The organism is Zobellella sp. An-6 (genome assembly GCF_052487945.1).
In genome coordinates this window covers 2826648-2849526 of sequence record NZ_CP199259.1, presented here as the reverse complement: position 1 = coordinate 2849526, position 22879 = coordinate 2826648, and the positions used below count along the sequence as shown (strand labels likewise).

General features: G+C 64.0%; 21 protein-coding genes and 1 pseudogene. 9 read left to right on the top strand and 13 right to left on the bottom strand.

The window, feature by feature from the left end; translation table 11 throughout:
- Positions 1-90: 90 nt before the first annotated feature.
- A complete protein-coding gene (locus tag ACT7DK_RS13220; protein WP_445399886.1) occupies positions 91-576 on the top strand; it encodes a very short patch repair endonuclease in 486 nt (161 codons plus the stop codon).
- A 144-nt stretch (positions 577-720) separates the two neighbouring features.
- Positions 721-1776 (top strand): phage integrase, encoded by a 1056-nt coding sequence (locus tag ACT7DK_RS13215; protein ID WP_445399884.1) that lies wholly within the window; start codon positions 721-723, stop codon positions 1774-1776.
- A gap of 212 nt (positions 1777-1988) precedes the next feature.
- Here the strand turns inward: ACT7DK_RS13215 and ACT7DK_RS13210 are convergent, their stop codons facing one another.
- Positions 1989-2561 (bottom strand): hypothetical protein, encoded by a 573-nt coding sequence (locus ACT7DK_RS13210; protein ID WP_445399882.1) that lies wholly within the window; start codon positions 2559-2561, stop codon positions 1989-1991.
- Between the two features lie 340 nt (positions 2562-2901).
- Between ACT7DK_RS13210 and ACT7DK_RS13205 the strand changes: the two genes are divergently transcribed.
- The 3 genes and pseudogenes from ACT7DK_RS13205 to ACT7DK_RS13195 all read left to right on the top strand — a co-directional run bounded on the left by ACT7DK_RS13205 (position 2902) and on the right by ACT7DK_RS13195 (position 4727).
- The gene (locus ACT7DK_RS13205) at positions 2902-3465 is read left to right on the top strand and encodes a L,D-transpeptidase family protein (RefSeq protein ID WP_445399880.1); all 564 of its coding nucleotides are present in this window, start codon (positions 2902-2904) and stop codon (positions 3463-3465) included.
- 548 nt (positions 3466-4013) lie between these two features.
- Positions 4014-4319, top strand: a pseudogene (locus ACT7DK_RS13200) (methyl-accepting chemotaxis protein); the annotation flags it as partial.
- Between the two features lie 33 nt (positions 4320-4352).
- Positions 4353-4727 carry a CZB domain-containing protein gene (locus ACT7DK_RS13195; protein WP_445402350.1) on the top strand — a complete coding sequence of 125 codons (375 nt, stop codon included), beginning with the start codon at positions 4353-4355 and terminating at the stop codon, positions 4725-4727.
- Here the strand turns inward: ACT7DK_RS13195 and ACT7DK_RS13190 are convergent.
- Complete coding sequence (locus ACT7DK_RS13190; RefSeq protein ID WP_445399878.1) at positions 4724-6448, bottom strand: sigma-54-dependent Fis family transcriptional regulator; 1725 nt, start codon at positions 6446-6448, stop codon at positions 4724-4726. The genes ACT7DK_RS13195 and ACT7DK_RS13190 overlap by 4 nt on opposite strands.
- A 239-nt stretch (positions 6449-6687) precedes the next feature.
- On the opposite strand from ACT7DK_RS13190, the gene exaC reads away from it, so the two are divergent.
- The 3 genes from exaC (at position 6688) to ACT7DK_RS13175 (ending at position 10034) form a co-directional block, all read left to right on the top strand.
- A complete protein-coding gene (gene exaC / locus ACT7DK_RS13185) occupies positions 6688-8205 on the top strand; it encodes an acetaldehyde dehydrogenase ExaC (protein WP_445399876.1) in 1518 nt (505 codons plus the stop codon).
- Between the two features lie 237 nt (positions 8206-8442).
- The gene (yiaY, locus tag ACT7DK_RS13180) at positions 8443-9594 is read left to right on the top strand and encodes an L-threonine dehydrogenase (protein ID WP_445399874.1); all 1152 of its coding nucleotides are present in this window, start codon (positions 8443-8445) and stop codon (positions 9592-9594) included.
- A 152-nt stretch (positions 9595-9746) separates the two neighbouring features.
- Entirely contained in the window at positions 9747-10034 is a 288-nt protein-coding gene (locus ACT7DK_RS13175; protein ID WP_445399872.1) for an encapsulin-associated ferritin-like protein, read from the top strand.
- A gap of 201 nt (positions 10035-10235) precedes the next feature.
- Here the strand turns inward: ACT7DK_RS13175 and ACT7DK_RS13170 are convergent, their stop codons facing one another.
- The 11 genes from ACT7DK_RS13170 to ACT7DK_RS13120 all read right to left on the bottom strand — a co-directional run bounded on the left by ACT7DK_RS13170 (position 10236) and on the right by ACT7DK_RS13120 (position 21905).
- Positions 10236-10988, bottom strand: a complete 753-nt coding sequence (locus tag ACT7DK_RS13170; RefSeq protein WP_445399870.1) for an amino acid ABC transporter ATP-binding protein — start codon at positions 10986-10988, stop codon at positions 10236-10238.
- 26 nt (positions 10989-11014) lie between these two features.
- Positions 11015-12115 (bottom strand): amino acid ABC transporter permease, encoded by a 1101-nt coding sequence (locus tag ACT7DK_RS13165; protein ID WP_445399867.1) that lies wholly within the window; start codon positions 12113-12115, stop codon positions 11015-11017.
- Between the two features lies 1 nt (position 12116).
- Positions 12117-13298 carry an amino acid ABC transporter permease gene (locus tag ACT7DK_RS13160; protein WP_445399865.1) on the bottom strand — a complete coding sequence of 394 codons (1182 nt, stop codon included), beginning with the start codon at positions 13296-13298 and terminating at the stop codon, positions 12117-12119.
- 69 nt (positions 13299-13367) lie between these two features.
- Complete coding sequence (locus tag ACT7DK_RS13155) at positions 13368-14387, bottom strand: amino acid ABC transporter substrate-binding protein (protein ID WP_445399863.1); 1020 nt, start codon at positions 14385-14387, stop codon at positions 13368-13370.
- Positions 14388-14577: 190 nt separating this feature from the next.
- On the bottom strand, positions 14578-16362 hold the full coding sequence (locus ACT7DK_RS13150) for a bifunctional diguanylate cyclase/phosphodiesterase (RefSeq protein ID WP_445399860.1): 1785 nt from the start codon (positions 16360-16362) through the stop codon (positions 14578-14580).
- 179 nt (positions 16363-16541) lie between these two features.
- Positions 16542-17195, bottom strand: coding sequence for an HAD family hydrolase (locus tag ACT7DK_RS13145; protein WP_445399858.1), 654 nt, complete (start codon positions 17193-17195; stop codon positions 16542-16544).
- Positions 17195-18211, bottom strand: coding sequence for an ABC transporter ATP-binding protein (locus tag ACT7DK_RS13140; RefSeq protein WP_445399856.1), 1017 nt, complete (start codon positions 18209-18211; stop codon positions 17195-17197). The genes ACT7DK_RS13145 and ACT7DK_RS13140 overlap by 1 nt, the downstream gene beginning before the upstream one ends.
- On the bottom strand, positions 18211-18993 hold the full coding sequence (locus ACT7DK_RS13135; protein ID WP_445399853.1) for an ABC transporter permease: 783 nt from the start codon (positions 18991-18993) through the stop codon (positions 18211-18213). The genes ACT7DK_RS13140 and ACT7DK_RS13135 overlap by 1 nt, the downstream gene beginning before the upstream one ends.
- Positions 18986-19873 carry an ABC transporter permease gene (locus ACT7DK_RS13130; protein ID WP_445399851.1) on the bottom strand — a complete coding sequence of 296 codons (888 nt, stop codon included), beginning with the start codon at positions 19871-19873 and terminating at the stop codon, positions 18986-18988. The genes ACT7DK_RS13135 and ACT7DK_RS13130 overlap by 8 nt, the downstream gene beginning before the upstream one ends.
- Before the next feature lie 179 nt (positions 19874-20052).
- Positions 20053-20856: an alkaline phosphatase family protein gene (locus tag ACT7DK_RS13125; protein WP_445399849.1), complete on the bottom strand. Its 804-nt coding sequence runs from the start codon at positions 20854-20856 to the stop codon at positions 20053-20055.
- 2 nt (positions 20857-20858) lie between these two features.
- Complete coding sequence (locus tag ACT7DK_RS13120) at positions 20859-21905, bottom strand: ABC transporter substrate-binding protein (protein ID WP_445399847.1); 1047 nt, start codon at positions 21903-21905, stop codon at positions 20859-20861.
- Positions 21906-22089: 184 nt separating this feature from the next.
- On the opposite strand from ACT7DK_RS13120, the gene ACT7DK_RS13115 reads away from it, so the two are divergent.
- On the top strand, positions 22090-22845 hold the full coding sequence (locus tag ACT7DK_RS13115) for a UTRA domain-containing protein (RefSeq protein ID WP_445399845.1): 756 nt from the start codon (positions 22090-22092) through the stop codon (positions 22843-22845).
- Positions 22846-22879: the final 34 nt, after the last annotated feature.

The window sequence follows — 22879 nt, the reverse complement described above, 5'->3', positions numbered from 1 at the left end:
TTCAAAGATTAACTTACTTTTTTGCAAGTTATGACACTAGTCCATAGAACATATTTTACTGTATGTAACCACAGTGTCCAGGTGTGGCAGATGAGTGACATCGTTTGCAGTTGGATACATCCGACAGGTTTCCAGGTCAACGAACCGAGGCACCATATGGCCGATAAACTGACGAGAGAGGAACGAAGCCGCCTGATGTCCCGGATCGGCTCCAAAGGGTCGTCGGCCGAGATGAAGCTGCGCCGATTGATCCACAGTATGGGCTTTCGGTATCGCCTGCATGTCAAAGGGTTGCCGGGTACCCCCGATATGGTCTTTCCCCGCCGGCGGGCGGTGATATTCATGCACAGTTGCTTCTGGCATCGTCACGAAGGTTGCAGGATGGCAACAGAGCCGAAAAGCAACCGTGAATACTGGTTGCCCAAGCTGGAGGAAAACCGGAGGAGGGATCTCCGCCAGCGACGTCAGTTGCAAGAACTCGGCTGGCGAGTTCTGGTGGTCTGGGAGTGCGAACTGCGGGATTTGGAGAAGGTGGCCAGGTCGGTACGGGACTTTTTGGAGGCTTCATCCGATTAGAGATATCCGGTGCGACTGCTTGAAGGACGCCATTCGAGCACCAGAAAGTTGCTTCAATGGGTGTTGAATGGTGCTGGTACTAAACATGTACTGCTGCTTATTGCTGTATATAATCACAGTATCTTGCAATAACCAGTAGAAACCATGGCAGTAAGAAAACTCCCCTCCGGCAAGTGGCTGGCCGAGCTGTACCCCGAGGGCCGGCCCAGTAAGAGAAATCCCAAGGCGCCGCGCATCCGCAAGCAGTTCGCCACCAAGGGCGAGGCGCTGGCGTTCGAGCGCTTTATTGAAGACCCCGAGCAAAGCCGCCCCTGGCTGGATGGCGTCGCCGAGGCGGGCGACTCGCGTCGGCTGCTGGATCTGGTGGAACGCTGGTTTGCCCTGCACGGCCAAAGCCTGAATGATGGCGAACGGCGCCGGGCCAAGCTGGAGAGTTTATGCGAGGCGCTGGGTAATCCACTGGCGGCCAACTTCGGTTCCCGCGACTTTGCCGCCTACCGGGAGGCACGGCTTTCCGGTCAGGTACCCAACCGCCGCTCCACCCTGCAGCAGGGCAAGGGAGTGAGCACAAGCACCATCAACCGGGAGCATTCCTACCTGCGGGCGGTGTTCAACGAGCTGAAGCGCCTGGGCGAGTGGCAGGGTGAAAACCCGCTGGACGGGCTGCGGGCCTTCAAGGTGGCCGACAGCGAACTGGCGTTTTTGTACGATGCCGAGATCAAGCACCTGCTCGATGCCTGCGCCGAGAGCAGCAACCCGGATCTGCTGCTGGTGGTCAAGCTGTGCCTGGCCACGGGTGCGCGTTGGTCGGAAGTGGAAGAACTCAAGCAGTCCCAGCTGTCCCCCTACCGGCTTACCTTCACCCGCACCAAGAGCAAGAAAAGCCGCGCCATCCCCATCAGCCCGGAGCTTTACGCCCAGTTGCCCAAAAAGCGCGGCCGGCTGTTCGGCGACTGTTACCGCGCCTTCGAAACGGCGCTGGCCAAGGCCGGCATCACGCTGCCGGAAGGGCAGTGCACCCATGTGCTGCGCCACACCTTCGCCAGCCATTTTATGATGAATGGCGGCAACATCCTGGTGCTGCAGAAGATACTGGGCCACTCCACCATTGCCATGACCATGCGTTATGCTCACTTCGCGCCCGATCACCTGGAAGACGCCGTCCGGCTCAACCCCCTGGCGGCCATCACACCGCCCTGAAAAAGTGGCGACACAGTGGCGACAGCGCTTGCGTTATTCTCGGCTATTCTCGCTTATTCTCGGTGTAAGTTGTTGTTTTCGTTGTAAGTTGTTGATTCGTAAAGCCCCGTTACGGATTTAAAATCCCTCGCTGGTAACAGCGTGCCGGTTCAAGTCCGGCTCCGGGCACCATGTAAATTGCATGTTTGACAGCCATTGCTTATTGTCACTACCTAATCTTCTTCTGTTCCTTGCTCTTCCTTCTGTCTTTGCTCCGCCATACACTCATCCAGCCGCCGGTACAGCGCCTGCAGCTCGTCATATACCTTCTGGGTGCGGGCGCCGGAGGGGGGCAGGGGCTCGAGGCCGTGGTTATCCAGGCCCCAGGCGTCCTCCTGGGCCAGGCTTATCCGGCTGAAACCGTAGGTGGTGCCGTTATGGTGGCCCAGCATGCTGAGCTGAAAGTGGACCCGGTGCTGGCTCGGGATCAGGCCCCATCGGCTGCCGGTGGCGACGATCTCGCCGCCGGCGTTGAGCACATCTGCTCCCAGGTACTGGATCACTTCGCTTTCTTCCCCGGCCGGCGGGATCAGTTCGACGACGCAGTGCCGGGCCCGGGCGGGGACAAAGGCGCGTTCCGACAGGAAGGAGATGCTCTCGAGCCGGGGCGGCTGGGTCCGGCTGACGGCGATGCCCGGCGTGGAGGACGAGACGCGTGGCTGCCGATCCCCGGGGGGGACAGGCAGCTCCAGGGTGGTACAGCCGGTGAGCAACAGTATCGGCAGTAAGAGGCTGGCCTTGGTCATGGCGTTCTCGGTCGTGGCTCCAAAGCCTTATTGTGGTACCCGTTCCGGCCGGGCACAACGGCCGGCCGCACTCCGGCGGTGGCGCTGCGCCAAAGGGTGACCGGGCAGGGAAGGGGATTATTTTGGTAGCTCAAGATTCCAACCGGCCCCGGCTCGGGCTATCATTGACATATAGTATCAACACCGGATTAATCCATCAGTTATGCGTCTTTTAAATGGATTTTCTGCCTCAGCCCTGCTTTTGGCCGCTTTAGTGAATCCAGCCCCGGCTGTCGCAGCCCCCTACCACGGCTCCATCGACAGCGTACTCGCCGCTTATGGCCCCCTGGCCGAAATCCGTATGAGGCCTCATTTCATGCGGGCCGAGATGAGCTATCCGCCCAGGGAAATCGTGCTACTGGCCACCAAGGAAGAAAAAGAACTCGAGTTGTGGGCCCGCAACGACGGCGACTTCAAATTTATCCGCAGCTATCCCATCCGCAAGGCGAGTGGCGGTCCCGGGCCCAAGCTCAGGGAAGGCGACAAACAGGTGCCCGAGGGCATCTACCGCATCACCCACCTCAACCCCAACAGCCAGTTTCACCTGTCCATGGGGCTGAACTACCCCAATTCCTTCGATCTGGTTCGCGCCCGCAAGGAGGGTCGTACCAACCTGGGGGGCAGCATCTTCATCCACGGCAAGGCCGAATCCGCCGGCTGCCTGGCCATCGGCGACATCGCCATCGAGGAGCTGTTCGTGCTGGTGAACGCCATCGGCACCGAACAGGCATCGGTGGTCATCGCTCCCCATGATCCGCGCCGCAAGCCCCTCGACGGCTTCGCCTCCCACCTGCCGCTGTGGGCGGTGGAGCTGTACGCGGACATTTCCCGCGAATTCGCCAAGTATCCCCGCAGCGACATCTAATCAATTCCATGGGGCCCGGCGGCCCCGTACCGGCCGATAATATCGCCTTTTCCCCGTTTTTTGCTCTTACCTTCACAGAACCGCTAAAAACCTGCCTTGTTAGTCCGGATGATATTGTGGTTACTACCTAAGTGGTGCCTAATAGCGTCAATCGGAGCGCCATCACCACAGGGGAAAGCATGTTTGCCGGCAAGATAAAAAAACGGGTACAGGAGCTGGAGCTGCAACTGGCGGCCCAGGTCGCCGACTATGAAACGCGCCTGTCCGCCAAGGAAAGCAGGGTAACGGCGCTCAAAGCCGAGCTGGCCGAACTCAAGGCCGAAAACCAGCTGGCCCATCAACTGGTGCAGGTGGTGCTGCAGGGCTCCGCCATGCTGTCCGCCATCCGCGAGGGCATGGTGTCCAATGCCGAGTCCCTGCTGGGCGAGCGGGAGAAGCTGACCGAGATGGAAGACGTCTTCGCCCACACCTACCAGGCCACCGAGGTGCTCAAGCAGCGCGCGGTGGTGATCAACACCGAGGTGGGCCACAGCGCCGAGAGCGCGGCGGTACTGACCGACACCGCCGGCAAGATCAGCAACTTCGTGTCGGTGATCCAGGAGATCTCGGAACAGACCAACCTGCTGGCGCTCAACGCCGCCATCGAGGCGGCCCGGGCCGGCGAGCAGGGCCGGGGCTTCGCGGTGGTGGCCGACGAGGTACGCACCCTGGCGGGCAAGGCCCACGAGGCCAGCGGCAATATCAACAAGCTGGTGCAGCAGGTGCTGGAGCAGAGCCGGGCCATCAACAGCATGGTCAGCCAGTCGCTGGAGAGCACCGACGAGATCTCCGCCTCCGCCCAGCAGATCGACGAAGTCACCCGCGAGGTGCTGACCCACGCCGAAGGCATGCGGCTGGTGATCCAGCGCAACGCCGCCACCGCCTTCCTGGAGGCGGTGAAACTGGACCATGCGGTATGGAAGACCGATATCTACCAGCGTATCGAGCAACGTCAATTCGGCCAGGGCGTGAGCAGCCACACCGAGTGCCGGCTGGGCAAATGGTATTACGAGGGGCGCGGCGCCAGGCTGTACAGCCACCTGCCGGCGTTCAAGAGCCTGGAAGCCAGCCACCAGCGGGTACACACCGAGGGGGCCAGGGCCCTGCAGGCCTTCGCCGCCGGCAATCAACAACAGGGGCTGGACTGCCTGCAGGCGATGGAAAGCGCCAGCATGGAGGTGGCCCGGGCCCTGTCGGCGCTGGAGCGGGAAGTGCCGGCTTAATCGTCCTTCAGTGCCTTGAGCCGGGCGTAGAGGGTGGTGCGGCTCAGCCCCAGGCGGCGGGCGGCGGCGCTGACGTTGCCGCCGCACTCGTCCAGGGTCTGCACTATCAATCTGTCGGCGTGGGATTTTAAATCCCCCCTGGCCGGGCCGGCCTTGGTGTTCCCCTCGAAATCCGGCAGCTCGGGCAACTGGGCCGGGGTGATACGGCCGCCGTCGGCCAGCACCGCCGCCACTTCCAGCACCTGTTTCAGCTGGCGGACATTGCCCGGCCAGTTGTAGTCGCCGAGCCGGGCCAGGGCGGCCTCGTCCAGCGTGACCTCTTCCTCCAGCTCCGCCAGCAGTTGCTGCACCAGCCGCACGAAGTCGTCGTGTTTATAGTCCCGCAGCGGCGGCAGGCGCAGCGAAAAGCCGTTCATCCGAAAGTACAGATCCTGGCGAAAACCGCCCTCCGTCACCATGGCGGCCAGGTCCCGGTGGCTGGCCGCCACCAGCTGAAAGTCCACCGGCTCGGGGGCATGGCTGCCGAGCGGGGTCACCGCCTTTTCCTGCAGCACCCGCAGCAGCCGGGTCTGGGCCGCCAGCGGCAGCTCGCCGATCTCGTCCAGGAACAGGATGCCGCCCTGGGCGGCGCGGACATAGCCGGGGCGGCCCTGACGGCTGCCGCCGGTAAAGGCGCCGGGCAGGTAGCCGAACAGCTCGGCTTCGAGCAGCTCGGCGGGCAGGGCGCCGCAGTTCACCGCCACCAGCGGCCCCCGGGCCCGGTCGCTCTGCCGGTGCAGGCGGCGCACCAGGTGATCCTTGCCGGTGCCGGTTTCACCCTGGATCAGCAGCGGAATGCTGCGGGCCATCAGCTTGAGGGCGGTGGCCTCCAGGCCGGAACTCGCCGCCGGCGCGGGGCGGGAGGCCGGGCGTCGCCCGGGCTGGCGGCTCAGCAGGGCCAGCCCCGAGCCGACGGGGGTGAGTTCGCCCTGGCGCAGATCGCTCAGCATGGCGGGGATGTCCAGCTCCGGCAGCCAGTGGCGGGCGCTGCGGTTGGCGCCCAGCAGCCGGCCGTCTTCCCGCAGGGCGATGATGCCGGACCAGGGCTGTTGCAGGCTGCCCGCATCCGGGGCCAGGCTCAGGATCCAGTGGGTATCGCTGTGGTTCATCACCAGGGCGTTTTCCACCGACAGGGCCAGCAACCGGGCGGTGAGCAGCATGTCCTGGCAATGCTCGCCGGCTTCGCTGGAGATGTCGATCACCCCCAGCAGCTCGCCGCTCGGCGACAGCACCGGGCTGGCGCTGCAGCTGATGCCCTGGTTGGCGGCCAGAAAATGCTGGCTGCCCAGGATGCAGACTTCCTTTTGCTCGCTCAGGGCGGTGCCGATGGCGTTGGTGCCCATGCTCTGCTCATGCCAGCTGGCGCCGCTGGCCAGGGCCATCTTCTGGGCCTTGCTGCCGAAGTGGGGATCGCCGCTGGTAAAGAGGATGGTGCCCTCGGCATCGGAGAAGATCAGGCGGCAGTGGCGGCCCTGTTGCAGTTGCTCGAACAGCGGCAGGCTGTGGCGCAAGTAGCGCAGCAGCAACTCGTGCTGCTGCTGTTTCTGGTGCAGGGCCGAGGGCGCCAGGTTACGGGGATCGGTGCGGCCGGCCCGGAGCAGGCCGTAGTCGCGGCTGCGTTGCCATGAACGTTCGAGTAAAGCCAGATCCTGGGGCTGAGTAAGCACTGTGCTGATGGTCATGATCCCTGCCTGTTAAGAAACTGAACACCTGTACTGAACACCCTGTCCAGACCCTGGACAAGGCAAGCTGCCAACCGGGGAGCGGACTCCCTTAGGTTAGTCTTTCGAAGGCCCGATTGTAACGACTTTTTAACCTTGTTTACTTGATCTGCTACAACTGGCACCGACCTTGCACTTACCTTCTTGCAAACGCCGACTGGCGTCAACGTCAACCGAGATTACCCGCAAGGAGAGCCGTGATGATTTATCAGCAACCAGGACAAGCCGGAGCCGTGGTCAACTTCAAGGCCCGCTACCAGAACTATATCGGCGGTCAGTGGCGCGAGCCGGTGAATGGCCGCTACATGGAAAACGTCTCACCGGTGAACGGCGCCGTGTTCTGCGAGGTGCCCCGCTCCGATGCCCAGGATATCGATCTGGCGGTGCAGGCGGCCCAGCAGGCCTTCGCGACCTGGAGCAAAACCGCCGTGGCGGAGCGGGCCAACATCATGCTGCGCATCGCCGATCGCATCGAGCAGAACCGCGAGCTGCTGGCGGTGGCGGAAACCTGGGACAACGGCAAGGCGGTGCGCGAGACCCTGGCCGCCGACATCCCGCTGGTAGTGGATCACTTCCGCTACTTCGCCGGCGCCATCCGCGCCCAGGAAGGCACCGCCGCCGAGCTGGACGCCGGCACCGCCTCCTATCACTTCCACGAGCCGGTGGGCGTGGTGGGGCAGATCATCCCCTGGAACTTCCCGCTGCTGATGGCGGCCTGGAAACTGGCGCCGGTGCTGGCCTCGGGCTGCTGCACCGTGTTGAAGCCCGCCGAGCAGACCCCGGCCTCCATCCTGGTGATGATGGAGCTGATTGGCGACCTGCTGCCCCCCGGCGTGATCAACGTGGTCAACGGCCTGGGCCGGGAAGCGGGCGAGGCCATACTGCGTCACCCGGGCATTGCCAAGCTGGCCTTTACCGGCTCCACTCCGGTCGGCATCCATATCCTCAAGGCGGCGGCCGAGCGGCTGATCCCCTCCACCGTGGAGCTGGGCGGCAAGTCCCCCAACATCTTCTTCGAGGACGTGATGCGCTATGAGCCGGAGTTCGTCGACAAGTGCATCGAGGGGATGCTGCTCACCTTCTTCAACCAGGGCGAGGTCTGCACCTGCCCGTCCCGGGCCCTGGTGCAGGACAGCATCTACGACGATTTTATGGAGCGGGTATTGGTGCGCGGTCGCCAGATCAGGCAGGGCAACCCGCTGGATACCGAGACCCAGGTCGGCGCCCAGGCGTCGAGAGAGCAGTTCGACAAGATCCTGAGCTACATGCAGATCGGCCGGGACGAAGGCGCCCAGATGCTGCTCGGCGGCCAGGCCAACCGCATCAGCGGCCTGGAAAACGGCTTCTATATCCAGCCCACCATCTTCCAGGGCGACAACAAGATGCGGGTGTTCCAGGAAGAGATCTTCGGTCCGGCGGTGGGGGTGACCCGCTTCAAGGACGAGGCCGAGGCTCTGGCCATCGCCAACGACACCGAGTTCGGCCTGGGTGCCGGCGTCTGGACCCGGGACGTGAACCGCGCCTACCGCATGGCCCGGGGCATCCAGGCCGGGCGGATCTGGATGAACTGCTACCACGCCTATCCGGCCCACGCCGCCTTCGGCGGTTACAAGAAGTCCGGCATCGGCCGCGAGACCCACAAGATGATGCTGGATCACTACCAGCTGACCAAAAACCTGCTGGTGAGCTACGACAGCAACCCGCTCGGTTTCTTCTGATAACAGGTACTGCAGCGGCAATGCCGAACAGTTAAGAGGGGCGGGCTGTTGCCTAAGCCAACCGTCGATGGCAGGGATGCCATCGTCGAGCATACAGGGATGTACTTGCTGCGTGTTGGCGTGGCGATAGCCTGACCCGAGCATTAGCCGGTGCCCATTTCAAGAGCACGGTTTTTCACCCGGTCGCAGGGGAGAGGCGGCCAAACACTCAACCTGAAACAACAGTAGGGAAGCATCATGACTACAGCGACTTTCTATATGCCCTCCGTCAACCTGATCGGCGCCGGCGCGGTGGAACAGGCGGTCACCAAACTGAGCCAGTCCGGATTCCGCCACGCCCTGATCGTCACCGACAAGCCCCTGGTGGAGCTGGGCTATGCCGGCCAGTTGCAGCAGGCCCTGGCGGCCCAGGATATCCAGGCCAGCATCTTCGACCAGGTACAGGCCAACCCCACCACCGGCAACGTGGAAGCCGGGCTCGAACTGCTGCGGCAGAAAGGCTGCGACTCGGTGATCTCCCTCGGCGGCGGCTCGCCCCACGACTGCGCCAAGGCCATCGCCCTGGTGGCCAGCAACGGCGGCGACATCCGCGACTACGAAGGGGTGGACAAGTCCGCCAAGCCGCAACTGCCGCTGGTGGCCATCAACACCACCGCCGGCACCGCCTCGGAAATCACCCGCTTCTGCATCATCACCGACGAGCACACCCACATCAAAATGGCCATCGTCGACAAGCACGTCACCCCCATCATGTCGGTGAACGATCCCGAACTGATGAAGAAGATGCCCAAATCGCTGACCGCGGCCACCGGCATGGATGCCCTCACCCATGCGGTGGAGGCCTATGTGTCCACCGCCGCCAACCCCATCACCGACGCCTGCGCGCTGAAGGCGGTGACCCTGATAAGCGAAAACCTGGCCCGGGCGGTAGCGGACGGCAGCGACATGGCGGCCCGCAACCAGATGGCCTACGCCCAGCTGCTGGCGGGCATGGCCTTCAACAACGCCTCCCTCGGCTATGTGCACGCCATGGCGCACCAACTGGGCGGCTTCTACGACCTGCCCCACGGGGTCTGCAACGCCATACTGTTGCCCCATGTGCAGCGCTTCAACAGCCGCGCTGCCGCTCCCCGGCTGAAGGACATCGCCGCCGCATTGGGCCAGGAGGTGGACACCCTGACCGATGAGCAGGGCGCCGACCGCGCCATCCAGGCCATAGTGGCCCTGGCGGAGCAGGTGGGCATTCCCGCCGGCCTGGCCGGCCTCGGGGTGAAGGAGGAGGACTTCCCGGTGCTGGCCAGCAACGCCATGAAGGACGCCTGCGGCCTGACCAACCCGGTACAGCCCAGCCACGAGGAGGTGGTCGCCATCTTCCGTGCCGCCTACTAAGGCGAACCCGGGCGGGGTCTTCGTGCAGACGGGGGCTCCGCCCGTTTTTTCATCGCTTGGTGTCCTTCGGACTCCCCGGTTGCAAAACCCGGGAGCTCGACCAGACTGAATATCAGTCGATCCTGATTCATTCCCCTGCTAGGAGAAATACCATGGCAAACGAAGGCTATCATGAGCCCATCGACGAGCTCAGCGACCAGACCCGGGACATGCACAGGGCCATCACCTCGCTGATGGAAGAGCTGGAGGCGGTGGACTGGTACAACCAAAGGGTGGACGCCTGTAAGGATCCCGAGCTCAGGGCCATACTGGCCCACAACAGGGACGAGGAAAAGGAGCACGCCGCCATGGTGCTGGAATGGATCCGGCGCCGTGATGCGACCTTCGACAAGGAGCTGAAAGACTACCTGTTCACCAGCGGCAAGATCGGCGACCACTGAGCATCATCAAACAACGGCCGTTCAGCGTGGTGACAGAGTTCATCAGCTGCTTTTTTGCCGGATAGTTTCCTTTTTTCAGATGGTTAACCATGGTCATCTCCGCAAAGGCGGAGATCCATGCCGGTGTGCACTGGACTCCCGCCTTCGCGGGAGTGACTACAGAGAACGACGAAGTTTGCTCAGCCGTCGGTCGTTTTGCGCTCAATGCCCCAGGATCTGGCTGAGGAACAGCTTGGTGCGTTCCGACTGGGGGTGATGGAAGAAGGTCTCCGGATCGTTCTCCTCGATGATCTGGCCCGCGTCCATAAAGATCACCCTGTCCGCCACGGTGCGGGCGAAGCCCATCTCGTGGGTGACGCACATCATGGTCATGCCTTCCTCCGCCAGCTCGATCATCACGTCCAGCACTTCCTTGATCATCTCCGGATCCAGCGCCGAGGTGGGCTCGTCGAACAGCATGATCTCCGGGTTCATGCACAGGCTGCGGGCGATGGCCACCCGTTGCTGCTGGCCGCCGGAGAGCTGGCCCGGATACTTTTTGGCCTGATCCTGGATCTTGACCCGGGTCAGCAGTTTCATGGCGATCTCTTCCGCCTGGCGGCGCGGCATCTTGCGCACCCAGATCAGTGCCAGGGTGCAGTTTTCCAGCACCGTCAGGTGCGGGAACAGGTTGAAATGCTGAAACACCATGCCCACCTCCCGGCGGATGGTCTCGATGTTCTTGATGTCGTTGGTGAGTGGGGTGTTGCGCACTATGATGTCGCCCTGCTGGTGTTCTTCCAGCCGGTTGATGCAGCGGATCAGGGTCGACTTGCCCGAGCCCGAGGGGCCGCAGATCACGATGCGTTCGCCCTTGGTCACGGTCAAATCGATATCGCGCAGCACATGAAAGTCGCCGTACCACTTGTTCACCCCGCGCAGGGTCACCATGGCTTCCTTGTTCTGTTGTTCCATTATTCAACTCCAATGCCGGTGTACGGCTAACGTTTCTTGTGGCCGGTGTGCAGCTTGCGTTCCAGGTACTGGCTGTACTTGGACATGCCGTAGCAGAACAGCCAGAACACCAGGCCGGCAAAGACATAGCCCTCGGTGGAATAGCCCAGCCAGTTGGGATCCGACAGTCCCGCCTGGACGATGGCGAGCAGGTCGAACAGGCCGATGATCAAGACCAGGCTGGTGTCCTTGAACAGGGCGATAAAGGTATTGACGATGCCCGGTATCATCAGCTTCAGTGCTTGGGGCAGCACCACCAGCACCATCATCTTCCAGTAGTTCAGGCCGAGTGCCTCGGCCGCCTCGTACTGTCCCTTGGGAATGGCCTGCAGGCCGCCGCGCACCACTTCCGCCATGTAGGCAGACTGGAAGAAGATGATGCCGATCATGGCCCGCAGCAGCTTGTCGAGGGTCAGTTCCTGGGGCACGAACAGCGGCAGCATCACCGACGACATGAACAGCACGGTGATCAGCGGCACCCCGCGCCAGAACTCGATAAACACCACCGACAGGCTGCGCACTATCGGCATGTTGGAGCGCCGGCCCAGGGCCAGCAGGATGCCGATGGGCAGGGCGGCGGTAATGCCGACCACGGCGAGGATCAGCGTCAGGGTGAGGCCGCCCCACTGGTGGGTGGGCACCTCCACCAGGCCGAACCAGCCGCCGTACAGCAGCACATAGGCGATGAAGGGGAAGACAACCACCATGAAGGGCGCCAGCCACAGCTTGCCCGGCAGCCTGGGCAGCGCCAGCCACAGCAACTGGCCCACGAACAGCGCAAAGGTGAGGTTGATGCGCCACAGTTCCGCCGTGGGATAGAAACCGTAGGTGAACTGCTGCAGCCGGTTGCCGATGAACACCCAGCAGGCGCCGCCACTGACGCAGGCGTCGCGGCTGGCGCCGATCCAGTCGGAGCGGATGAAGGCCCAGTCGATGATGGGGACCAGCAGCAGATAAAGACCGTAAAGTCCCGCCAGGGTGACCAGGCTGTTGAGCGGGCCGGAAAACAGGTTGGCCCTGAGCCAGCCGATCAGGCCCGTGCTGGCAAGGGGCGCCGGCCGTTCGGGGATGAGAGTGTCTTTGAACATGTTATCGCTCCACCAGGGCCATGCGGCTGTTGAACCAGTTCATGAAGAAGGACACCGTCAGGCTGATGGTGAGGTACACCAGCATGGTGATGGCGATCACCTCTATCGCCTGGCCGGTCTGATTGAGGGTGGTGCCGGCGAACACCGACACCAGGTCGGGGTAGCCGATGGCGGTGGCCAGGGACGAGTTCTTGGTCAGGTTGAGGTACTGGCTGGTCAGCGGCGGAATGATCACCCGCATCGCCTGGGGAATGATCACCAGCCGTAGGGTCAGGCTGTCCTTGATGCCCAGGGCATGGGCCGCCTCGGTCTGGCCGTGGGAAATGGCCTGGATGCCGGAACGCACGATTTCGGCGATAAAGGCGGCGGTATAGATGGTCAGAGACAGCCACAGCGCCAGGAACTCGGGAATGATGGTCATGCCACCGCGGAAGTTGAAGCCGCGCAGCTCCGGGTAGTTCCAGCTGAGCGGGGCGCCCAGCAACAGGAACAGCAGTCCGGGCAGGCCGACGACCAGTGCCAGCGACAGCCACCACACGGGCAGTCGCTTGCCGGTGGCATCCTGGCGACGATGGTTGAAGCGGAACAGCCATACCGAGACGGCCACCGCCAGCAGCAGTGCCAGCCACACCAGATGAAAACCGCCGCCCGGTACGGGTTCGGGCAGGTAGAGGCCGCGCACATTGAGAAAGAAGGTGTCGTTGATATTGAGGCTGTCCCGCGGGCCGGGCAGGGTGCGCAGCACCGCGAAGTACCAGAAGAACATCTGCAGCAGCAGCGGCAGGTTGCGGAAGATCTCCACATAGGCGGAGGCCAGCTTTCTGATCAGCCAGTTGGGCGACAGCCGGGCCACGCCGATGATAAAGCCCAGCAGGGTGGCGCCGATGATACCGAGGAAGGACACCAGCAGGGTATTGAGCAGGCCCACCACGAAGGTGCGGCCATAGGTGTCGGTTTCCGCATAGGGGATCAGCGACTGGGCGATGGCAAAGCCGGCCGGATCGTCGAGAAAGCCGAAGCCGGTAGTGATGCCGCGGGTGCTCAGGTTGGTCAGGGTGTTATCGACAATAAACCAGATGGCACCGGCCACGGCGGTGAGCAGCAGTGCCTGGAACAGCAGGGCCCGTTTGGCGGGATCCCGCCAGAATTTAACCTGGGTACTGTGGTTCGCTGATGAGGACATAAGCCCTATCCTCGTACTAAGTCTGCGAAAGGGGCTGCGCCTTGGCGCAGCCCGTAGCGGGATGAGCGGTTAGCGGACGGGAGGGGCGTATTGCAGCCCGCCTTCGGTCCACAGGGCGTTGAGGCCGCGATCGATCTTGAGCGGAGAGCCCTGGCCGACGTTGGTGTCGAAGATCTCGCCGTAGTTGCCTACGTGCTTGATGATGCGGTAGGCCCAGTCCTTGGTCAGCCCCATGCCCTGGCCGAAGTCGGCGTCCTCACCCAGCAGGCGGCGGATATCGGGGTTTTCACTGCCCTTCATCTCGTCCACGTTGGCCTTGGTGATGCCCAGCTCCTCGGCGTTGACCATGGCGAAGTGAGTCCATTTGACCACGTTGAACCACTGATCGTCGCCCTGGCGTACCGCCGGGCCCAGGGGCTCCTTGGAGATCACCTCGGGCAGGGCAACGGCGCCGTCGGGATCGGACAGCTTGATGCGCAGGGCATAGAGTTGCGAAAGATCCGAGGTCAGCACGTCGCAGCGACCGGCTTCCAGCCCCTGCACCGTCTGCTCCGAGGTATCGAATACCACGGCGCTGTAGCCGATGCCGTTACGGCGGAAGTAGTCGGCCACGTTCAGCTCGGTGGTGGTGCCCGACTGGATGCAGATGGCGGCGCCATCCAGATCCTTGGCGCTGGCCACGCCCAGGTCCTTCTTGATCAGGAAGCCCTGGCCGTCGAAATAGTTGATACCGGTGAAGTTGACGCCCAGATCGGTGTCGCGGCTCGACGTCCAGGTGGTGTTGCGGGAGAGCACGTCGATTTCACCGGACTGCAGGGCGGTGAGGCGTTCCTTGGCGTTGAGCGGAATATACTGCACCTTGTCCGGATCGTTGAATACCGCGGCCGAAATGCCTCGGCACAGATCCACATCCAGCCCTTTCCATACCCCCTGGTCGTCCGGGTTGGAGAAGCCGGGCAGACCACTGTTGACGCCGCATTTGAGCACCCCTCTTTCCTTGACCGAATCCAGGGTGGCGGCCTGCGCCTGGGACAGCCCCAGGGCCAGGGTTACTGCTGCAAAAAGTGCTGTTTTTCCTTTGCCTGTCATATGTCACTTCCTCTTGAATAACTCGGGCAGGTAGCGTGATTCGTACCGGAAAGGCATAAAACATCCCATGCCTCATAGAGTATTAGCACAAAGAGAAAGTGATTTTGTTATTAAAAGGTAAAATTTAGACGAAGATCTAGTAAAATCCGCCATGGCTGACGGATTCAGTATTTTTCAGATTAAAAAATAGTCATTTATTATGGTTTGTTTCCGGATCCCGGCCGAATATTGTGCTTTCCCGGGGCGGGAATGGGGATCGCTTGGAGCTTAATAAGCAGTGACTGCGGGGATGCTGCTTGGCCAGGTGCTTGGCCTCGCTGGCCAGGGCGGCCACATCATGGTGACACTGGCAGCACTGCGGATCCGGATGGACCACGCCGATGGCGATGCCGAGCAGGGGGTAGAATTGTTGCTCCCCGTGCCTCGACTGCGCGACTATGCCCCGCCGCAGCCGATCTTCGGCCGTATAAAATTCAGGCAGTTCCTGATGAAACCGTCGGATGATGCGATCGCACAGCCGGCGCCAGTCGCAGTCGGCGTCAAATACCGCCACGAAGTCGTCGCCCCCCACATGGCCGAGAAACTGGCCGGCACCGACGATGGTCTCCTGCAGCAGCCGGGCCACCCACTGGATCACCTTGTCGCCCTGGGCGTAGCCGTAGACGTCGTTGTAGGGCTTGAAGTGGTTCAGGTCGAAGTAGGCCACGTGGAAGTCGCGCTGCTGCTGCAGCGCCTCGTCGATCTCCCGGTAGATGGGCACGTTGCCCGGCAGCAGGGTCAGCGGGTTGGCGTAGCGGGCGTGCAGCAGGCGCTGCTCGGTGATGTTGCGCAGCAGGCCGCGTACCGAGGCCAGGCCGTAGTAGCGGCCCTGGCGGGTGACGATAAAATGCTGCAGGGCCGAGGCGTCGTCGTCATCGGTGATCATGCTGCTGGCCTGCTCGAGGGCGGTTTGCCAGTCCACCACCACCGGCCGGGTCTCCATAACGTGGCGCACGTCCTTGTTGGCGTACAGGGCCCGGCCAAAGGCGCCGGAAAACAGCTCCATGATTTTTTCCCGCCGCAGTATGCCCACCGGCACATCCTGGTCCAGCACCGGCAGGGAGAGCAGCCGGCTGTCGGCCAGCAGGGTATCGAACACGTCGTGGATCTTTTCCCCGATGTCCACCGTCACCCCGGGGCGGGCCAGCATGGCCACGGTTTCCTTGTGCCGGCTCAGGGTGCGGTGGCCATGAAGCGCATCGGTGTTGTCCGGCCGGCGCAGGGGGCGGGCATCCGGCCGGCCCAGGTAGTAGCCCTGGCAGTAGTGGATACCCATGCTTTGCAGCTGTTGCAGCTCTTCCCGGCTTTCGATGCCTTCGGCGATCACCCTGGACTGCATGCCCCTGGCCAGGGTGATGATGCTCTGCACGAACTCCCGCTTGATCGGATCCTGGTGGATGTGCTGGATAAAGTAGCGGTCGATCTTCACGTAATCCGGCCTGACCTCGGACCATAGCTTGAGGCCGGAGTAGCCGGCGCCGAGATCGTCGATGGCGATCAGGAAGCCCAGCTCTCGGTAGCGGTCGACGGCGGCCTTGAGCCCTTCCGGATCCTGGATGGGATACTGCTCCGACAGCTCGATCACGATGCGCTCCGCCGGTATGCCCAGCTCCCGGGTCAGGCGCTGGGTGCAGCCCCTGGGGTGCTGCTTGTCGAGCAGCACATTGGGATTGACGTTGATGAACAGGTAGCCGTCCATCTGCTGCCGGCAATAGGCCTGGATGGCGGCCTCGCGGCAGGCCAGGTCGAGCTCTGACAGGAGCCCGGTCAACTTGGCCTCGCCGAACAGTGCCGCGGGGTATTCGAGCCGGTGGCCGGCGGGGCCGCGGATCAGCGCCTCATGGCCGAGGATCCGCCCCTGGCGGGTATCCATGATGGGCTGGAACAGGGGCCGCAGCCTGCGCTGGGCTATCAGGGAGGGGAGGGAATCGCTCAAGCAGGTCAACACCGTCATGGGGCACCATATACCGCAATAATGGACGGCAGTGTATGGCAGCAATATGAAGCGCAGATGACAAAAGGGTGTTGTTCAGCTCCCTTTTGTTATCGTCTTTAAGGCGGAGGCGGTCCTGCTGCCTCTTCTCTACATAGCAGCAGGCGGTCTGACTGCTGATCTCACAGCCCCCAGCGCAGGTTCGCCCAGCCCCGCTCGGCGGCCAGCCGCGCCAGGTGGTCGCCGCCGTTGATCACCGTCGGCCTGTCCACGTATTCCAGCAGCGGCAGATCGTTGAACGAGTCGCTGTAACCGTAGGTCAGCTCGGGGGAAAATTGCCGCTCGGCCAGCCACTCCTGCAGCCGGGTGACCTTGCCTTCCTGGTAGCTGTACACCCCGCGGGTGCGGCCGTTGTAGATGCCGTCACAGCATTCGAGCCGGATACCGATGGCGTGGCTCACGCCCAAAGAATGGGCGATGGGCCTGACCAGGTGCTCGCCGGTGGCGGAGATGATCAGCAGCTCGTGGCCCAGGCGGCGGTGCCAGGCCAGCCGGTCCCGGGCCTCGGGGTAGACGATGGGCGTGATGTCCTGCTCGATGAATTCCTCCACCAGCGGGGCCAGGTCCGCCGGCTGCCAGTGGCGGATGGGGGACAGGGTCAGCGCCATATAGGCGTCCATGTCCATCCGGCCCTGGTAGTAGGCGCTCATCAGGGCGCGCTCCTGCGCCAGTATGGCCGCCGGGGCCAGCTTGCGCCGCACCAGGAATTCCAGCCACAGGCTGGCGGAATCGCCGGCAATCAGGGTCTCGTCCAGGTCGAAAATCGCCAGGGTCATCAGGCCACCTCGTTCAGTTCTGCGGTGTCGAACAGCAGCTCCACCGGCAGGCCCGCCGGCAACAGGGTGCGGGCGCCGCGGTTGAGTCGGTCCAGCATGAGTTCGCCGCCCGCCGTCTGTACCCGGTAGCGGACCACGTTGCCGAGCAACTGGTGCCCGGCTATCCGTGCCGGTACCGGGGCCGTCATGGTCGGGCCGTAGTCCCGCCCGGGTTCACGCAGGTAGATGGACTCGGGGCGGATGGCCAGTTTGCCGTCGATCTCGAGTCCGAGCAAGGCCCTGGCCTGCTCTGGCGACAGCAGGTTGTAGCTGCCCATAAAGCCGGCCACGAAGTCGCTGGCCGGACGGGTATAGACCGCCTCGGCGGTGTCGGCCTGCACTATGCTGCCCTGGTTCATCACGAAGATGCGATCCGACAGGGTCAGCGCCTCTTCCTGATCGTGGGTGACGAACAGGGTGGTGAGCCCGAGCTGCTGCTGGATGGCGCGGATCTGTTCGCGCAGCCGCTTGCGGATGGGGGCGTCGAGGGCGGAGAGCGGCTCGTCCAGCAGCAGGATGCGCGGGCGCACCACCAGCGCCCGGGCCAGGGCCACCCGCTGGCGCTGGCCGCCGGACAGCCGGGCCGGATGGTGGTGCTCACGGCCGGTCAGGCCCACCAGCTCGACGGCTTCCATGACCCGGCGATGGATCTCGCCCCTGTCCAGCCGCTGCATTTTCAGGCCGAAGGCGATATTGCCGGCCACCGTCAGATTGGGGAAGAGGGCGTAGCTCTGGAACACCATGCCGATGCCCCGTCGCTGGGGGTTGAGCCAGGTGATGTCTTCCCCCGCGACCCGGATCTGGCCGGTGTCGGGAGGCACCAGTCCCGCCAGGCTGCGCAGCAGGGTGGACTTGCCGCAGCCCGAGGGGCCGAGCAGGGTGATGAGCTCGCCCTGGCGGACGTCGAAGCTGATATCGTTGAACACGGGGGTGTCGCCGAAGGACTTGGCGAAGTGGGCAACTTCCAGATAAAACATCAGGCTCTCCGGGTTTGCAGGCGCAGGGCCAGCCAGGTGGCGGCGCCGATAAACAGGAAATAGGACATCACCATGGCACTGGTAAAGTGGCCGCTGTTGGTGCGTTGGCTGTACAGGTAGATCTGCAGGGTCTCGAAGCGGGTGCCCACCAGCAGGTTGGCGAACACGAACTCCCCGAACAAAAAGGAAAAGGCGAGGAACAGGGCGCTGAGCAGGCCGTTCCTGATGTTGGGCAGCACCACCTGCAAGAAGGCGCGGGTGGTGCCGGCGCCCAGCAGGTGGGCGGCGTCCATCAGATCCGGCAGGTTCACCGCCTCCAGGTTGTTGGCCAGCGCCCGGTACATAAAGGGCAGGGCGAGGGTGAAATAGCTGAACACCAGTATCCAGGGGGTGCCCACCAGCGGCAGGGGGCCGCCGGCGTAGAGCTGCAACAGGCCCACCGAGGACACCACCGCCGGCACCGCGAAGGGCAGCAGGATCAGCAGGTTCATCAGCCCCTTGAGCCGCGGGAAATGGTAGAACACCACGAACAGGGTGGGCAGGATAAGCAGAAGGCTCAGCGCCAGGGCGGCGGCGCACACCAGCAGGGAGCGGCCGAAGGCGGCGAGGAAGCGGCCGTCGGACCAGAGCCGGAGATACCAGTCCAGGGTGAAGCCCCGGGGCAGGATTTGCGCCCCCCACTGGGCGGAGAGGGAATACACCAGGGTGATGAGGATGGGGGTGGCGAGCAGGGCCACCAGGGCCCAGACCGTCAGCCGGGCGGACAGGGGGGCCTTATTCATAACGACTCCGGGCGATCAGCCATTGGTTGACGGCGGTGACCAGCAACAGCAGCCCCATCAACAGCAGCGACAGGGCCGCCGCCAGTTGCGGCTCGAGGAAGATGTCCCCCGCCACCAGGCCGGCTATCTGGATGGTGACCAGGTTGTAGTTGCTGGCCATCAGCGCATAGGTGCTGGCGTAGGCGCCCAGGGCGTTGGCCAGCAGTATGATAAAGGTGCCGAGCAGGGCCGGACTCAGCACCGGCAGCGCCACCCGCAGCCAGTAGTGCAGCGGGCCGGCGCCGAGCAGGGCGGCGGCCTCGCGCCAGTCGGCCTTGATGGCGTCGAAGGCCGGGTAGAGCAGCAGCACCGCCAGCGGGATCTGGAAGTAGGTGTAGAGCAGGATAAGCCCGGCCCGGGAGTAGAGGTGGAACCCCTCGACCAGGCCCAGCTCCTGCAGCAGCAGGGTGGCGGCGCCGTTCATGCCCAGCAGCACGATAAAGGCGAACGCCAGCGGCACGCCGGAGAAGTTGCTGGCCATGGTGGTGAAGGCCACCACGGCGTCCCGCAGCCGGCCCGGCACCTGCCGCAGGGCCGCCGTGCCTGCCAGGGCGATGGCCAGCCCGAGCAGGCTGGAGCAGAGCGCCAGATCCAGGCTGTTGGCGAAGGACTGGCGGTAATAGGGGGAGCCCAGGATCTGGCCGAAGTTGGCCAGGCTCCAGTCGCCGCCGGCCTGGAAGCTGTGGATCAGCACCCAGGCCATGGGCGCGAGCTGGAACAGCCCGAACGCCAGGGCGAAGGGCAGCCCCAGGGCGAGCGGCATCAAGCGGCGCCAGGAAGCGGGTTTGGCTGGCGAGGTCGGTGCCGACCGGCTCAGCACGCCGACTCGCCGTAAGGACATGACACTCGTGGTTTCAGCCTGCTGCGAACCTTCACCGGAGGTTCGGTCAGGCTGAAACCACTCGTCACGGCGAGCTGGCTCGCCCCCTGGAGGCTCGAACGCCGCCATCCCTGGCGCCGACGGTCGGCTTAGCTGATGCCGGTCTGCACCGTCGTCAGCACTGAGTAGAGGTTGTTCATTCATTTCAATAACTCTCCGCAGACCGGCTTGTCGTGTGTGAGCCCCAGCAGGCTGGCGAGGGTGCCGCACAGTTCGGTCTGCCGGGGGTGGGCGTGGCGGTCGTGACTGAAGGCGGCGCCCAGCACGAACAGCGGCACTTCCCGCTCTTCGGGCAGGGTGCCGCTGTGGCTGTGGTCCCGGTTCATGCCGTGGTCGCTGGTCACCAGCACCTGGTAGCCCTGTTCCAGCCAGCCCGGCAGGTAGTCCGCCAGCCAGAGGTCGAGGCGGCGGGCGCTGTTGCGGTACTGGGCGGAGTCCAGGCCGTGCTTGTGGCCGGCGTCGTCCACGTTCATCGGGTGGATCAGTAGAAAGTGCGGATCGAAGCGCCGGCGCAGCCATTCCGCGTCCAGCAGCAGGTGGCAGTCCGGATAGTCGTCCCGGTGGTAGAAGATCCCGTACTGGATGGCCAGGCGTTCGTCCTGGGTGAAGCGGTCCCGCACCGCCTGGTAGGGGGCGCGGTTGTACAGCTCGCTCAGCCAGTGGTAGGCGGCCGCCGCCGTGGTCAGGCCGGCGGCGCGGGCCAGGGTGAAAATGCTCTGCTCGCGGCTCGGGCGGACCACCTGGTTGTGCACCACGCCGTGATCCACGGGGCGGGTGCCGGTGAGTATGGTCTCGTACAGGGGGCGGGACACCGCCGGCAGCTCGCACTGCAGCTTGTAGCCGGTGGCCCGCCCGGCTTCGCCCATGGCCAGCAGGTAGCCCAGGCTGTGCTGGGCGACCTCATGGGCCAGACCGTCGACAAGGACCAGTATGACCTTGTTCATGTTCAGCCCTTCTGGTGCAGCAGCACCTCGGACTGCCACAGCCGGGACAGGGTGCGGGTGGTCTGCTCCCAGGCGTCGAAGTCGCCGATGGGGCGGGCCTTGGCGTACATGTCGTTGGGCAGCAGCTTGGCCTGCACGTCCTCGGGCAGGGTCACATTGGTGCGGATGGGGCGGGCGTAGCCCCGGGCCAGGTTGATTTGGCCGGCGTCGCTCAGTATGTATTCCCGCGCCAGCTTGGCGGCGTTGGGGTGCTTGGCGTACTTGTTGATGATGGTGGCGTAGCCGGAGATCAGCGAGCCGTCGCTCGGGATCACCACGGTGAAGCGGTCGCGGTCTATCTGGTCACGGTAGTTGAGGGCGTTGAAGTCCCACATCACCGCCAGCTCGATCTCGCCCTTTTCCAGGTTGGCGATGTTCAAGTCCACCGGCGACAGCCGGCCCTGCCTGGCCAGCTCGGCGAACAGATTCAGGGCCGGCGCCAGGTTGGACTCGTCCCCGCCCAGGGCGAAGGCGGCGGCCAGCACGGCGCTGTTGGCCTGGGCCGCCACGCCCACGTCCCCCAGGGCCACCTTGTACTCGCCCTGGCGCAGTTCGGCCCAGGAGCCGGGTGCCCTGGTCACCAGTTCGTTGTTGACGATAAAGGCGATGGTGCCTGTGTAGCCCAGCATCCAGTGGCCGTCCTCGTCCTTGGCCCAGTCCGGGATCTCGCTCCAGGTGCTGGGTTTGTAGGGCTGGGTCACGCCCTGCTGCACGGCGATGGGGCCGAAGGCGGCGCCCACGTCGCCGATGTCGGCGGTGGCGTTTTCCTTCTCGGCGGCGAACTTGGCGATCTCCTGGGCCGAGCTCATGTCGGTGTCCTGGTGGCGGATGCCGTATTGCTCGGTCAGGTCCCGCCAGGTGTCCTTCCAGTTGGCCCAGGAGTCGGGCATGCCCACGCTGTTGAGCCGGCCTTCGGCCCGGGCCTTGGCTTCCAGCTCTCCGATGTCGGCGGCCTGGGCGGCGGTGCCCAGGGCCAGGGTAAGCAGACTTGCGGTAAACAGGTGTTTCATGAGTTGCAATCCTCTGGACTAGGTCAGGTTCGGAACTCATGCTAGGGGCCCTGTGTGACAGAACGGCGACGGTTTCATGGCAATTCGGTGCCGTTTTGATGATGTTCTCTCCGTTTTTCTGTCATAAGGCTGTCATGGCGACGGCCGATACTGGTGCCACTCTCTCCTGGACTAGGCCATCTTCATGGAGCCGCTTCCCAACACCCAGATTGCCCATATCACCGAGACCCTGCGCCGCCAGATCGCGGCCGGCGCCCTCCCGCCCGGGGCCAAGCTGCCCGCCGAGCGGGAGCTGGCCGCCTTGTTCGATACCACCCGCATCACCCTCAAGGACGCCCTGTCCATGCTGGAGGCCGAGGGGCTCATCTACCGGGAGGAGCGGCGCGGCTGGTTCGTGTCGCGACCGCGCCTGGTCTACAACCCGGCCAGCCGCTCCCACTTCCACGCCCTGGTGGAGGCCCAGCGGCGCCGGGCCGAGACCCGGGTGCTGGGCGCCGAGGTGGTGGTGGCGCCTTCCGAGCTGGTGGCCGAGCTGGAGCTGGCGCCGCTCAGCCCGCTGTTTTGCATCCGCCGGGCCCGGCGCATCGACGACCGGACCGTGCTTTATGTGACCCACTTCCTGCGCCCACATCTGTTTCCGGGCATAGAGCGCCAGGATCTGAGCCAGTCCCTGACCGAGCTCTACCGGCGCGAATACGGGCTGGAGTACGGCCGCTCCCGCTTCGACATCTGTCCCACCGCGGCCCGGGGCGAGGCGGCCCGGGTGCTCAACCTGGCCCCGGGCAGCCCGGTGCTGGCGGTGACCCGGGTCAACTACGATCAGTTCGGCCGGCCGATCGATTGTGACCGGGAGATCTGGCGCCACGATGCGGTGCGCATCCGCATCGACAGCGCCGCGCCTTCGCCGTCCCTGAACGTGCCGCTGCGCTCGGCGGGATAGCCCGGGCGGATAGCCCCGGGCAGGTTAGCCCCGG